Annotated in this window: 5 protein-coding genes; 3 read left to right on the forward strand and 2 right to left on the reverse strand. The window is 39.7% G+C overall.

The genetic code is table 11. From position 1 onward, the window contains the following. Positions 1-407 precede the first annotated feature (407 nt). Entirely contained in the window at positions 408-6,641 is a 6,234-nt protein-coding gene (locus V7O61_RS10665) for a PAS domain S-box protein (protein WP_407281836.1), read from the forward strand. A 108-nt stretch (positions 6,642-6,749) separates the two neighbouring features. Here the strand turns inward: V7O61_RS10665 and V7O61_RS10670 are convergent, their stop codons facing one another. Next, positions 6,750-11,354 carry a methyl-accepting chemotaxis protein gene (locus tag V7O61_RS10670; protein WP_407281835.1) on the reverse strand — a complete coding sequence of 1,535 codons (4,605 nt, stop codon included), beginning with the start codon at positions 11,352-11,354 and terminating at the stop codon, positions 6,750-6,752. Positions 11,355-11,784: 430 nt separating this feature from the next. Here V7O61_RS10670 and V7O61_RS10675 point away from each other — a divergent pair, with 430 nt between their 5' ends. Next, positions 11,785-11,910: a hypothetical protein gene (locus tag V7O61_RS10675; protein WP_281170045.1), complete on the forward strand. Its 126-nt coding sequence runs from the start codon at positions 11,785-11,787 to the stop codon at positions 11,908-11,910. Positions 11,911-11,980: 70 nt separating this feature from the next. On the opposite strand, the gene V7O61_RS10680 is transcribed toward V7O61_RS10675, so the two are convergent. Beyond that, the gene (locus tag V7O61_RS10680; protein ID WP_023845987.1) at positions 11,981-12,472 is read right to left on the reverse strand and encodes a rubrerythrin family protein; all 492 of its coding nucleotides are present in this window, start codon (positions 12,470-12,472) and stop codon (positions 11,981-11,983) included. 494 nt (positions 12,473-12,966) lie between these two features. Between V7O61_RS10680 and V7O61_RS10685 the strand changes: the two genes are divergently transcribed. After that, entirely contained in the window at positions 12,967-16,227 is a 3,261-nt protein-coding gene (locus V7O61_RS10685; protein ID WP_407281833.1) for a chemotaxis protein CheB, read from the forward strand. Positions 16,228-16,244 lie beyond the last annotated feature (17 nt).

Genomic DNA, 16,244 nt, shown 5'->3' on the forward strand with positions numbered 1-16,244 from the left:
AAATCCGTATGATTAACATGTGTTTCGGATTCTTCACATTTTCCGGAAACAATGCGGACACTAGCTATATTCAAATAAGACAGTGATAAAAAATACTTTTTTAATTAAAAATATGAACGGTACTGATAAGAAAATCAATATCTGGGCAATTAAATCAGTAAATTAATATAATTGAGAGTTCAAATGTAATAATGGATATGGAAAGTCCGGCAGGAAAATTTAACTCTGCGGATCGTTGAAATAGTGTAAGACGTGATCAGTTTATTAATTGTGGGTTGGAATTCTGTAAAAAGAAGATATATTAGCAAAGCTGATGTCATTATTTGGACTCCTGAAACTGGTTTTACATGGTTATGAAAAACGAAATAGTTGGAAACATGAGCAATCGTAAACACTGGTAAATATACATGAAAACAGATTTGTCAGGATACAGGACATTATTTGAAAAAAACCATACTCCGATGCTGCTGGTAGATCCGGACAGTATGGACATAATTGATGCAAACAGTGCAGCCTGCCAATACTATGAGTCATCCGCTGAAGAGCTGAGCCGGATGAAAATATTTGAAATAGTTTCTCATTCCGGGGAGAAATGCAGTCATTTTATCAACAAAGCACTCAACGGACAGCAGGACCAGTTCATCTGTACTTGCCGAATCCCATTTAAAGAAAAACATGATGTTGAAATTTCTACAATACCAATTAAAATAGAAAACAAATACATTCTCTGCTTCAGTATTACTGATATAACAAGAACAAAAGAAGCAGAAAAAGAGCTTCATATAACAGAAAAAAGGCTAAAAAGCCTTGTAGAAATCCTGCAATCAAAACATGAATCCATCCATGAAGCACTGGACTTTGCACTTGAAGAAGCTATAAAATTAACAGAAAGTGAAATCGGTTACATTTTCTATTATAGTGAAAAAGAGAAGCTATTCACTGTAAACTCATGGTCTGAGAAGGCAATAGATGGTTGTGACGTTGAAGAGATAAAAACTGTTTACAAGCTGGAAGATACAGGAATCTGGGGGGAGCCGGTAAGACAACGCAAACCTATTATTGTAAATGACTTCCACAAACCTAATCCCCTTATTAAAGGATATCCGCAAGGTCATGTCAGAGTTAATAAATTTATGAGTGTACCCATTTTCAGGAATGGAAAAATCGTTGCTGTAATAGGAGTTGCCAACAAAAAATCCGATTATACAGAAAATAACATTCTCCAGCTTACTCTTCTCATGGATTCTGTTTGGAAGGTCATAGGACAGATAGGTGCAGAAAAAGCCCTGAGAGAGAGTGAAAAGAAGTACCGTGGTCTTTTTGAGAATAACATCAGTGGTGTAGTCATTACTAAAGCAATTACAGATGAAACAGGTCATCCTGTTGATTTTGTTTTTCTTGAAGTAAATGAAATATTTGAAAAAGATACCGGGCTTAACGCCGAAAAAATAATAGGAAAACGTGTAAGTGATGTCTTTTCTAATATTGACAAAGGAGAAAACAGCACTTTTGGCCTGCACGTGAAAGTCGCACTTACCGGACTTGCCGACAGTACAGAAACGTATTCTACGGATTTAAAAAAATACTTCAATGTAAATGCATACAGTATCGAAAAAAATGTTGTTGTAGGAGTATTTCAGGACATCACAGAACGTAAAGAAATGCAGCAAGAACTTGCAGAGAGCAAGGAAAAGTACCAGATGCTCTCAGACCTGACCTACGAAGGTATTGCTATTCATGAGAATGGGATTGTTCTTGAGGCAAATGAGGCTATACATCGCCTGACAGGATATACAAATGAAGAACTTATAGGCAGGAATCTTCTGGAATTACTTGCTCATCCTGATGATATTGACAAAATAAAACAGCAGATGAAAAAGAATTCTACTAAGCCTTATGAGGTTCGCACTATCAGAAAAGATGGAACTGTAATCATAACTGAAATTGAATCCCATACTATTACATACAAAGGAAAGAAGGTCAGGGTAGCTGCGGCAAGAGACATAACCGAACGTAAGACTGCTGAGAACAAGCTGTTTGAGAGTGAGGAAAAACTAAGGTTGTTCATAGAACATGCACCTGCTGCATTGGTCATGTTAGATCGCGATATGCGACATATAGCTGTTAGTCGCCGATGGGCTGACTTGGTAGGTCTTAGCACTGAGGAAATTATTGGGACACATCATTACGACCTGTTACCTCATCTACCGGAATACTATAAGGAAGCACATCGTTGTGCATTAAAGGGAGAGAACATTCGCAGAGATGATGATCGCGTAGAGATGCCTGATGGATCAATCCATTGGAGTTCTTGGGAAGTGAGACCATGGAAAACAGCTGATGGCACAATAGGTGGCATAATTATCTTTTCAGAAGACGTTACCGATAGAAAAGAAACTGAAATCGCACTCAGGGAAAATGAAGCTATTCTCAGTGAAGTCAGCAAAATAGGAAAAATCGGTGGATGGGAACTGGATGTTGAATCAAATAAAGTCAAATGGACTAAAGAAATTGAGGTAATCCATGGAAAAGAAGATGCTTCCGACCCTGCAGAAAGCCTGAAACTTTTCCTGCCTGAATCCAGAAATATACTGGAAAAAGCGCTTAATGATGCTATTGAAAATGCTGAACCATATGATCTTGATCTGGAAATGATTTCTGGAAAAGGCGAATACAAATGGGTAAGAGCAATTGGAAAAACTGTAATAGAAGGTAACAGGGTTGTAAAATTAACAGGCACATTGCAGGATATAACCACACTTAAAGAAGCCGAATTAAAACTGCTTGAAAGCGAAGAAAAGTTGAAACTTTTCATTGAGCATGCTCCTGCTTCCCTTGCAATGTTTGACAGGGATATGAGATATATATCTGTTAGCCGCCGTTGGAGGAATGACTTTTCTCTTAATGACCGGGAGGTTATCGGAATATCACACTACGAAATATTCCCTGAAATCAAAGAGGAACTGAAAAAGATCCATCAGCGAGTCATAGAAGGAGAAATCATTAGTGATGAGGGTAGTCGTTTCCAACGTGGAGACGGAACCATACAGTGGATACGATGGGAAGCAAGGCCATGGAAATCAACTAATGGCAACATTGGTGGCATTGTAATATTCTCAGAAGATATCACAGAGAGGAAAGAAATAGAGCAGGAACTTAAAGAAAGTGAAGAACGGTTTAAATCCCTGCATAATGCTTCCTTTGGTGGAATAACCATTCACGATAAAGGAGTGATACTTGATTGCAATCAGGGTCTTTCAGATATAACAGGCTATTCACATGAAGAACTCATCGGAATGGACGAGCTATTTTTGATAGCCGAAAGCCACAGAGATATGGTCATGTCCAAGATCCTTGCAGGCTACGAGAAACCTTATGAAGCAATGGGACTTCGAAAAGATGGAACTGAGTATTTCCTAAGACTTGAAGCAAGGAATATACCCTACAAAGGAAAACAAGCAAGGGTTGCCGAGTTCAGGGACATTACAGAGCAGAAACTGGCTGAAAAGGCTTTGATTGAGAAAACCGAAGAACTTGAAGTATATTTCACATCCAGTCTTGACCTCCTGTGCATTGTTAACACAAAAGGACAATTCATCCGTCTGAATCCTGAATGGGAAAATGTACTTGGATATCCCATCAGCGAACTGGAAGGTCGTTACTTCATAGACTTTGTACATCCTGATGACAAAGAAACTACCATTGGAGTTCTTACTGATCAGGCCAGCCAGGGAACAAAGGTTCAAAGCTTTGAGAACCGCTACCGTGCCAGGGATGGAACCTACCGCTGGATAGAATGGCGCTCTGCCCCGATAGGAGAACTAATCTACGCAGTAGCAAGAGATATTACAAAGCGGAAAAAAGCAGAAGAAAAACTGCAAGAGAGTGAAGAAAAGCTTAGACTGTTCATTGAACACGCACCTGCAGCCCTGACAATGCTTGACTGTGATATGCGGCACATAGCCGTGAGCCAGAGATGGCTTGAAGATTTTTCCCTTGACATGGACATTATAGGTAAACATCACTATGAAGTAATGCCTTATATCAAGGAAAAATGGAAAGAAGCACATCAAAAAGCGCTGAACGGAGAAGTGGTACGCAGTAATGAGGACTTTTATATCAGAGATGATGGTCGTATGCGTTGGCTTCGCTGGGAGCTCAGGCCATGGAAAGCAGCCGACGGCTCGATTGGTGGCATTATAATCTTTGCAGAAGACATCACTGAACGTAAGGAATACGAAGAAAAGCTTCGGGAAAGAGAATCACTTCTTACCAGAATGGGAAATATTGCAAAGATAGGCGGATGGGAGCTTGATTTGCTTACCAACAAACCCAGCTGGACACCTGAAGTTGCAAAGATACACGAACTGGACGTAGATTCAGTAGCAAGTACTGACATGGGATTGTCTTATTATCCTGAAAAATCAAGGGAGATACTTGAGAAATCATTTAATAAACTCATCAAGGAAAGTGAACCTTATGAACTCGAACTTGAATTTATAACAGCTAAAGGAAACCACAAATGGGTCAGAACAAGTGGTTTTCCGAAAATCGTAGATGGGAAGGTTGTGAAAGTAACCGGAATATTGCAGGACATTACAGAACGTAAGAGTGCAGAGAAAAAACTGCTGGAATATGCCGAGGAACTGGAAGATAAGAATATAGAACTTGACAAAGCCCTTGTAAAGGCGGAAGAAGCCACCAGAGCTAAAAGTGCTTTCCTGGCTAATATGTCCCATGAAATACGCACACCAATGAATGGAGTCATAGGAATGACAAACCTTCTGCTCACTACAAAACTGAATGAAGAGCAGAGACACTATATTGATACTGTAAAGAAAAGCGGGGAATCCCTTCTTGAACTTATCAATGATATTCTTGATATCTCCAAAATAGAAGCCGGAAAACTGGAAATCGATGTAATCGATACTAACCTTCAGGAAATACTGGAAGATGTAGCATCAATTCTGTCTGTAAAAGCAAATAGCAAAGGACTCGAATTTATATGTATAGCTGACCCTGATGTGCCGGTAAATATCAAAGCAGACCCTGCAAGACTGAAGCAGATACTGATAAATCTTGGTGGAAATGCAATAAAATTCACACATGAAGGTGAAGTTGTCATCAGGGTCAGCCTTGAATCTGAAAGTGAAGATGCAGAAACACTACGTTTTTCTGTCAGGGATACAGGTATTGGAATTCCTGATGAGAAAAAGGACCTCCTTTTCCAGAAATTCAGCCAGATAGATGCTTCAACAACACGTTATTACGGAGGCACAGGACTTGGCCTTGCGATTTCCAGGGAACTTGTGGAACTGATGAACGGTGAAATAGGTTTTGAAAGTAAGGAAGGTAAAGGTTCGGAGTTCTGGTTCAAACTAAATGTTGAGAAATCTCCTGCAGCTGAAATACAAGACAGATACTATTCGGGAATTGAAGATATTAGTGTCCTGGTAGTTGATGATAATAAGACTAACCGTGAAGTCCTGGTAAAGCTGCTTGATTCGTGGAATATGAAAGTAGATGAAGCAGAGAATGGGCCTTCAGCAATTGAGAAGCTTTTTAAAGCACATGAAAAAGGAGAAGATTTCCACATAGCTATACTGGATATGCAAATGCCGGGTATGGATGGAGTTCTGCTTGGACGTATTATTAAATCAGACAAGGATTTGAATGGGACATCATTAATAATGTTAAGCTCTGCAGGACAAATGCCTGATAACTGGGAGCAAAATAAAAGTAATTTTGCAGCCTGTCTTTCAAAACCCGTTAAATCTTCAGTTCTGTTTACAAAATTGTCTTCGCTGTTATCTGAAGACAATAAAGGAGAAAAAGACAACATTGTTAAAAACTGGGAGAATAGTGAAAAATCCAGTATAGATAGCAGCAAAGCAAGGATACTGCTTGTGGAAGACAATGTGATTAACCAGCATGTTGCCCAGAGTATGCTCCGCAAACTTGGCATTACAGCAGATGTTGCAAATAACGGGCTGGAAGCCATCGAAGCCCTGGAAACAATACCTTATGACCTTGTTTTTATGGACATACAAATGCCTGAAATGGATGGACTGGAAGCGAGTAAGCACATCCGTAATAAGCATTCCTCGGTCATCAACCATGATGTTCCTATCATTGCCATGACAGCACATGCAATGAAAGGAGATGACGAAAAATGCATAGAAGCAGGCATGAATGATTATATGTCAAAACCTATTAATCTGGAATTGCTTGCAGCAAAGATAGACAAATGGCTGGATAATGAACCGGAAAAGGATGATGTAAACAATTCCCCGGATGAGCAAAAAGAAGAACCAAAGATATTTGACTACGATCTCTTTATGGAAAATATCATGGATGATATGGTCATTGCCAGGGGAATCATTGATATCTTTAATAGAAATGCTCCTCGCCAGCTTGAGGAACTGAAGAAAGCCATTGATGAAGAGGAAATTGAAACTATCGTCAATAGTGCACATTCACTAAAAGGAGCATCGGCAAGTGTTGGAGGAATGGCACTTAGTGACATATCTTCCAGAATAGAGATGCAGGCAGGTACCGGTGAGATGGGTATGATCCTGAAAATGCTACCGGAACTGGAAAAGAGTTATGATCTTCTTGTTCAGGAATTGGAAAAAATATAAACCTGTACAAGCTATTTTAAATTCAGTTTTAAAAAAGAATCTACAAACAACAACTCAAGCTGAGCTGTCGTTTGTGTTTATTTCTGTTGTTTGTATTCTTACACGGGATTAGACAAATGCATTTTCCGGGAATGAGGCAAACATGTCATTTGCTTCCGGAGAATCATCAAAATCTAAATCCTCTGTTATTGTTGTCTTCGTTGAAGCAGTAGTACATGACGCATCTATACGGAACTTGGAAACTACAGACTGCATGTTGGAAGCAACATTTGCAAGACCTTCTGCGGCTTTAGCAAGCTCATGCATGGAAGCCGTCTGTTCCTGGACTGAAGCGGAAGCTTCCTGTGCTCCTGCTGCAGACTCTTCTGAAATGGCAGATACTTCTTCAACAGAACTTGTAACCTCCTCTATGGAAGCAGACTGTTCTTCTGCAGCCGCTGCAATTTCCTGAACCATTCTCACAATGGTGTTTCCGGCTTCAACAACATCACCAATTGCAGCCACAGACTCATCCAGAGACTCTGCTCCTGTATCGACTTCCTCTGCACCCTTTTTCATGGATGAAACTGCTTCATGGGTTCCGGTCTGCATCTGGCCGATGAGTTCTGCAATTTGTTTGGCAGCATTACCTGAGTCTTCAGCAAGCTTTCTAACTTCATCAGCCACAACAGCAAATCCTTTTCCGTGTTCTCCTGCCCTTGCAGCCTCAATGGCAGCATTCAAAGCAAGCAGATTTGTCTGGTCTGCAATGTTAGTGATGAGGTTGACAATTTCCCCAATCTGTTTGGACTTTTCATCAAGTTCATTGATTACATTTGAAGAATCACCAACAGCGGATTTTATGCCTGTCATCTTTAACTTGAGATCCTCAGACATCTTACCCAGGTTTTGTATCAGGTTGTTAGACTGTACAGCACTTTCTGCAGCACTGCTTGAATTGCAAGCAACTTCCTGAACAGTGCGGCTCATGTCAGCCATCGCCTGGGAAACCTCTTCAGCCTTACCGGACTGAACCTGTGTTCCCTTTGAGATCTCAGTCACTGTTGTTGTTAATTGTTCCGCAGTAGCTGTTAACTGTTCGCTGGATGAGGACATCTGCTGTGCTGTAGCAGAAATATTTTCTGCATTTGAAGCCACAAGTGAAACAACTTCATTCAGGGATACTCTGCAATTCTCCACACCATCGGTCAACTGTACAAAGTCACCGACTCCCCTTACTTTTACTTTTCTTGTAAGGTCGTTGGAGGCCATTGATTCCAGAACATCACATGAGTCTCTTATAATGGACTGCAAGGAATCACCAAATCCATCAAGTGTATCACTTAACTGTTTGAAATCTCCCTTTGCATCAATTGATACCCTGGTATCAAGATCACCATCTGCATAAGCATTGATAACCCTTGCAGTTTCATTGACAGGGCCAACAACCGCATCAAGACAATTATTGACACCTTCAACAATCCTGCGATAATCACCCTGATGCATGGATGCATCGGCACGGGTACTAAGTTCACCATTGACTCCTGCTTCTGCAAGCATATTGGCATCCATTACAAGAGCATTGATGGCGTCGATACACTGGTTAAGATTGTTCTTGATAGTGTTGAAATCACCATTATAGTTGTCAGTAATCCTATCGGGGATTGCGCCGCTGGATATGAAATCAACATAATCGGCAGCAACATTGAGAGGACCAATAACAGCATCAAGAGTGCGGTTTACACCTTCAACAATAGCACGATAATCACCCTGATGCATGGAAGCATCGGCACGGGTTTCAAGTTTACCCTGAACAGCAGCCTCTGCAAGCATATTAGCATCGGATATCAGCGCGTTGATGGCATCGATACACTGGTTAAGATTGTTCTTGATGGCGTTAAAATCACCATTGTAATCATCAGTGATCTTCTCAGGAATATCTCCCTTGGATATACGGTCAATGTATTCGGCAGAAACATTAAGAGGACCGATGACAGCATCAAGAGTGTCATTGACACCTTCTATTATCTTTCTGAAATCACCATGATGTCTTGAAGCATCAGCACGGGTATCAAGCTTTCCTTCAATGGCAGCTTCTGACAGCATATTGGCATCAGCAATCAAAGCCTTGAGATTGCCTCTTACTTCTTCAACCGTGTCGTTTATGAAAGCTTTCTTACCAGGGAATTGTTCAAGCGGAGCTTCAAAGTTTCCTTCTCCGAACTCTTTTACACATGCCATTGCCTTTTTCTTCACAGAAATGTGGCCTGCGACCATATCATTGACACCTTTTGCCATGCTGGCATAAACTCCTTGGAACTCGTTAACAGGCATTTCAATATCAATATCCCCGGCATCGTGCTCACTACTCATACGAGACATTTCAGCTACGAACATATTGAGTTCATTAATCAATTGGTTAAGGTTGTCCTTGATCTCACTGAAGTCACCATTGTAATCATCGGTAATCTGCTCAGGAATATTTCCGTGTGCTATACTGTCAACATATTCAGCAGCAACATTAAGTGGGCCGATGACAGCATCAAGAGTGTCATTGACACCTTCAACGATTGCACGATAATCGCCACCATGTCTTGAAGCATCGGCACGGGTATCAAGTCTTCCTTCTACCGCTGCTTTTGAAAGCATGTTAGCATCGGAAACAAGGGCATTGACTGCATCGATACATTGGTTTAGATTGTCCTTGATCTCATTGAAATCTCCATAGTATTCATCGGTGATCTTTTCAGGAATATCTCCCTTGGAGATGCGGTCGATGTATTCGGCTGAAACGTTGAGCGGACCAATTACAGCATCAAGAGTGTCATTAACACCCTGGACTATTGCAAGGTAGTCACCCTGGTGTTTGCTGGCATCGGCACGGGCATCAAGCTGACCTCTGACAGCAGCAGCAGAAAGCATATTAGCATCTGAAACAAGAGCATTGATAGAGTCGATACACATATTCAGATTGTCTTTTATTTCGTTGAAATCACCGCGATATTCATCTGTGATCTTTTCAGGAATTTCTCCTTTGGAAATGCGGTCGATGTATTCAGCTGAAACGTTAAGAGGACCGATGACAGCATCGAGAGTGTCATTGACACCATCAATAATACGTTTGAAATCCCCATTATGCTTTGATGCATCGGCACGGATGTCGAGCTGACCTTCAACAGCAGCAGCAGAAAGCATATTAGCATCTGAAATGAGTTCATTTACAGAATCGATACACATATTAAGATTATCTTTTATTTCGTTGAAATCACCGCGATATTCGTCTGTAATCTTTTCTGGAATATCTCCTTTGGAAATGCGGTCAATATATTCGGCTGATACGTTAAGAGGACCGATGACAGCGTCAAGGGTATCGTTTACACCATCGATTATAGCCTTGAAATCTCCCTGGTGTCTTGAAGCATCGGCACGGGTGTCGAGCTGGCCTTGAACAGCAGCAGCAGAAAGCATATTGGCATCATCAACCAGTGCATGTACTGAATCAATACACTGGTTAAGATTGTTCTTTATTTCATTGAAATCGCCTTTGTATTCATCAGTAATAGGTGCAGGAATATCACCTTTGGATATCCTGTCAATATATTCGGCGGCAACATTGAGAGGACCGATAACAGCATCCAGAACCATGTTGAAACCTTTTGGAATATCGATAAAGTCAACACCTACATTGGTTTTTGCCCTTTTGTCAAGCTTACCGTCAAGGGTGTCCTGTGTCAATTTCTTAAAGTCGTCTACTATGTCATTGATGGACTTTGATATAAGTCTTGAAATGAAAAGTGACATTATAATACCAATCAGAATCGCCAGGAATACCATACTTATTACTGTGGTAACAGCACTGTTCATTTCACTTTCCATCTTTTCTTTCTGGTCAGCACGGGCCTGGGTTGTTATTGTTTCAACGGCAGCCGCACTCTGTACCATACTTGTCCTTGCTACTTCCTGTTCCTGGGCATAGGAAACATAGGCATTGAAATCAGTTTTATATTCAGCTGCTGCTGCGGCTATTGCCTGGGCAGCTTCTTTGTCAGCAGTGTTCTGGAAACGTGAATCAAGAGTATTTGCTGTGACAATAATCTCGTCCATTATATTGTTGACATTTGTCACATATTGATCTTCAAGGTGAACCATGAAACGTAATCTTTCACCACGTGATTCAAGGTTTAACTGGATAATCTCATTGATGTATTCTATATTTTCAAATTCTTCCGTGAGAACTGCAGCTCCGGCGTTCTGTTCCAGTGCCTGGACATAATCCGCATCCTGACTTTCCATCAGGTTAACTGCCATTTCGTCAAGAAGCAGACCCTGCTGAACTAAAACACTTTCAGCTTCTGTCTTCTGGTTTTCAAGTGCTACATAATTGTTGAATGCGGTATCGTATGCAAGAGCAGCTGTTTGCACATCGTCCATTTGCTGATCATTAACGGGGTCAGCAAATATCTCTTTTGAAGCTTCAGTCTGTGCTACAATTTCCTCAACATGTGCATCTACTTCTACAACATAGGCCGGATCCTGTGTAAGTTGATAGTTTTGCTCAGATATACGGGCATCTTTCATGAATTTGACAAGCCGGTTCATGTCGTCCGCCTTGACAACCCTGTCATCTACATTCATCATTCCATTATAACCACTGTATCCCACTATAGCGGTTAATATTAATAAAACTGCAAAACTCCCTATAAGGAGATTATTTATTTTTATATTCTCAAACATGTTGCCTCACCAAATACCAACAGATGATTTTGATTTGTACCGAAATTCAGTGTTAACTCAGTAAATATTTAATGTACATAAGTTCAACTGTTAATCAGTTAAGATATGTATCCAACTAAAAATATATAAATGTTGCAGTATGAAAATAAAACTATATAACTCACAAATTTTAGAATATACCAAAAGCACATCAAAAGAGAATTACTGTCAAAACACATCAGTACCATTCAAGCTGTATCAGAAAATCTACACATAAATTATACTATTATATAGTACACATACTTCTATAGAGAATATACAACATAAGTATAAGTTCGATCTGAACCTCCATTCATTCATGGAGATATGCAACAAAGGAAAGGAGTTTGTACACTGTAACAGTAAAAATTTTATCCGTATAAACTCTTATTCTGATAAGTGGTTACGTATCATGAAATGCAATCGTCACACCGGGGAGGATGTCTTTATGTATTTCTCACTGGACGAAATGGCATTCATTCAGAAAGCTACTGCGTCTTTTCTGGATGAAGAAAGCAGGACAGGAAATCCTGAATAAAAAAAGTTGTTAAAGAGATAAGCATAATGCTTATGCTCTCGTTATTTTCTATTATATATTACTCTGAGATTTAGTCAATCTTATCAAATTTGGATGCAGGTGCACCGCAGACAGGACAGTTATCTTCAGGTTTGCCTTCGTGGGTATGTCCGCAGACGCTGCAAACGTAGTAATCTGTTTCTTCGTTGCTGCCAAGTTCTTTAAGGGCTTTTTCGTAAAGAGCTGCGTGGGTTTTTTCCACTTCGTTTGCGACCTTGAAACTCCAGAGAGCCTTGTCATCGCCTTCCTTTTCTGCTTCTTCAATAAAGGAAGGGTACATACTCTCAAATTCATAAGTTTCGCCATTGATAGCCTCTTTCAGGTTATCCTCTGTTGAACCGATGCCACCCATACGTTTGAGGTGATTTAGTGCATGGATTGTTTCAGCAGCTGCTGCAGCCCTGAAAAGTTTAGCTACCTGAGTGTATCCTTCTGCATCAGCTTTTGCTGCAAAGGCCAGGTATGTCCTGTTTGCCATTGATTCACCGGTAAATGCTGCTTTAAGGTTATCTTTGGAACTCATAATTATCTCCTTTAATGTTTCTCAGCCTGATTAGGTGTTCCCGCATATATCAGATTAACGCTGTGACAGAGTAAAAATAGGAAAAGGCATTAAAAGTGATTCAGCAAGATAATTTCAATAATGAATTTATTGCCTGACTATTATATGCCGCAACTCATCAAATAAGGAAAGATAATAATAGAGAAGAAAATTACAGTCAGTATATAATGTGTCTTAATAAAAAAATGGGATTAAATGCTGAGCATGTATCATCCACATTTATTTAAAATAATAGTAGAAATATATGAAATCTTTTTGCTTACTGTACAGCAAAATCTGATTTTATAGACAAATATATATAAAATAAAATCGCATCATAATGTGATTGGGACTAGTGTGCAACAAAAACACATGACATGGTAAATAGTCACTTAATAGTGTTTCTTGTGTTAGAAAAGACAAATATCTAATATATTATTAGATATACTTCTGACAACAATAATCAGGAGTATAATATGAATTCGGTGGGTATTACAGAGGGTGGATTTGAATCTTCCCATTACATAGTAGGCATAGGAGCATCAGCAGGTGGCCTTGAAGCCATTGAAGAAGTATTCAACAGCATGCCTTCCAATACTGGAATGGCATTTGTGATAATACAACACCTTTCACCTGATTATAAGAGCCTGATGGTGGAACTACTATCTAAAAGGACAAAGATGGAAGTGTTAAGGGCAGAAGAAGGGATGCTTGTAGAACCAAACAAGATATATCTTATTCCTCCAAAGAACAATCTCACTATTTTTCACGGCAAACTACTCTTAAGCGAGCACGATAATCACAGGGTTCCGAATTTCCCAATTGACATATTTTTAGAATCGCTGGCTGAAGACCAGGGAAATAAAGCCATTGGCATAATCCTCTCGGGAACCGGCAGTGATGGTATGCGGGGAATAAAAGCCATCAAGGAAAAAGGTGGCATGGTGATGGTCCAGAGAGAAGATTCCGCTAAATTTGACGGTATGCCAAAGAGTGCTATATCTACTGGAATCGTAGACTACGTACTGACAACAAGGGAAATGCCTGAACAACTCATCTCCTTTATTGAGCATCCCTATGCAAGCAACCCTGCAGAGACGAATGTACTTCTTTCAGATCAGAAAAGCATGGGCAAGCTCTTTTCCCTTTTAAGAAAAAAACACAAAGTTGACTTTACACATTATAAGATGAACACGGTTGTCAGAAGGGTAGAACGCAGAATGGTTGTAAACCATATTTCCGAATTCAGGGATTATGTGGGATATCTGGAAAACAATCCACAGGAGATAACAAATCTTTACAAGGAACTGCTTATAGGAGTAACTCATTTTTTCAGAGACAAAGATGCTTTTGATTACATAGCCCAGAAATCTATTATTGACATTATTAACAAGTCCGGCGAAAAAGAGATCCGCATCTGGGTGGCAGGATGCTCCACCGGTGAGGAGGCTTACAGCCTTGCAATTATCCTGAAAGAAACAATGGAAATGATTGGCAAACACATCTATGTTAAGATTTTTGCAACTGATGTTGACGAAGATGCAATTCTTAAAGCAGCCAGCGGTCGTTATCCTGAAGCAATAGTTTCTGACGTAAATCCTGAAAGACTCCACAAATATTTTATTGCAACTGATAATGAATTCCGTATAAGTAAAGAAATAAGGGAAATGATAGTTTTTGCAAAACACGATGTTCTTATGGATCCTCCTTTCCCGAATATTGATCTTATAAGCTGCAGGAACCTGCTCATATATCTCCAGCCTGTGCTTCAATCCAGAGTACTTGAACTTTTCAATTATTCACTAAAGCCCGGTGGAATACTATTCCTGGGACCCAGCGAAACCACAGGTGATATGTCTGATAACTTTGAGCCTATGAACCATAAATGGAAAATATATCGTTCAAGAGGAAAGGCAAAGACCCTTGATATCCAGAAGATCCGCAATATAACGATGGATGTTTCCAGAGCTAAAAATGAATACGTTCCGCAAACCAGAACATGGAAACAAACACAGGATGAAAAGTTGCTTGAAAGGATCATGGATACTATACAGGATGAATATCTTCCTGTGACCATCATAGCAAATGAAAGCATGGAGATCGTATACACAATAGGCGACACAGAAGGATATTTCAAGGTCCCTTCCGGAAAAATGGTATTCACTATTTCAAGAATGGCATCAAATGACCTGTCCATACCTATTACCACTGGTCTTCAGAAAGTATTCAACACCAAAGAAGAAGTCAGATATAAAAATGTAAAGGCAAGCATAAAGGGAGAAAAAAAGAAACTCGATATTGAGATTAAACTCCTCCCTTCCCGAAATAACCAGACTCCTCTTGCTGCAATTATACTGAAGGAGAATATAATTCCTGTACAGGATCAAAACCCTGATCAAAATGAATATGATATGGAAGAGATCGTTGAGCAGCGTATATCAGACCTTGAACAGGAATTACAGTTTACCCGCGAGAACCTGCAGGCAACCATAGAGGAACTCGAAACATCAAATGAAGAGCTTCAGGCAACAAACGAGGAACTTTTTGCAAGTAACGAAGAACTTCAGGCTACAAACGAAGAACTTCAGTCTGTTAATGAAGAACTGCACACTGTAAATTCAGAGTTCCAGGCTAAGATAATAGAACTTACTGAACTAAATCAGGATATGGAGAATCTCATGGCAAATACTCAAATAGGAACATTATTCCTTGATGAGAATCTTGAGATCCGTAAATATACCACCATGATCGAAAAGATCTTCCACCTGGTAGACAACGATATTGGAAGGCCACTGGAAGGAATCGCCAATAAAGTAGTTGATATTGATCTAATCACCATTATAAAGGATGTACATGAGAACAACAGAAGTTATGAGAATGAAGTTCACACAAAGGATGACAGATGGTATTTCCTAAAAGTTCTTCCATACTTTATATCAAATGACAAATATTCCGGTATAGTTCTTACAGTAATAGACATAACCACTCTCAAAAAAACGCAGCGTACCCTTGAAAAGAAAGAAATGTGGCAAGAAGAAGCCGCATCTATCGCTAAAGTAGGAGGGTGGGAGATCGATACATCTACAATGAAAACAATCTGGACTGAAGAAGTTTACAGAATACACGAAGTAGAACCTGATTTTGATCATGATGTCCACAATGGAATTGATTTCTACCATCCTGATGACAGGCCTATAATTGAAAACGCAGTTAAAAATGCCCTTGAAAAAGGGAAGCCTTTTGATCTTAAGCTGCGTCTCATAACCAATAAGGGAAAGATAAAATGGGTCAGAGCAATAGGAAAAGCAGAAAAAAATGAAAATAAAATCGTCAGGGTTTACGGGGCTTTTCAGGATATCACAGAACAATCAAATATGATATCGGAGCTTGAAAATGCAAGAAATAAGTATGATGTACTTTATGAAATGATAACAAGCCCGGCAATTGTCTGCAATTGTGAATCTACCGGTAAATGTGATATCAAGGAAATTAATTGTGCCGCAGAAAATATCTTTTCCGTTAAGCGAGAGAATGTAGTTGGGAACAAACTGTTTGAATTGCTACCGGATAAGGATGGGACCTTAGAGGAATTGATTCTCAGTGTAAAGAAAAATGGATTGCCTTCTCACATTGACTCATATACATTTGATGTTGAAAATACCAACGGAAAGTATGAAATTTATATGTACATGCTTCCCAATGGAGAAATTGTAATTATATTCTATAGTATAGATTAGGGAAAAGACAGTTGTAC

It is taken from the genome of Methanolobus sp. WCC1, from assembly GCF_045690315.1.
Lineage (GTDB): Archaea > Halobacteriota > Methanosarcinia > Methanosarcinales > Methanosarcinaceae > Methanolobus > Methanolobus tindarius.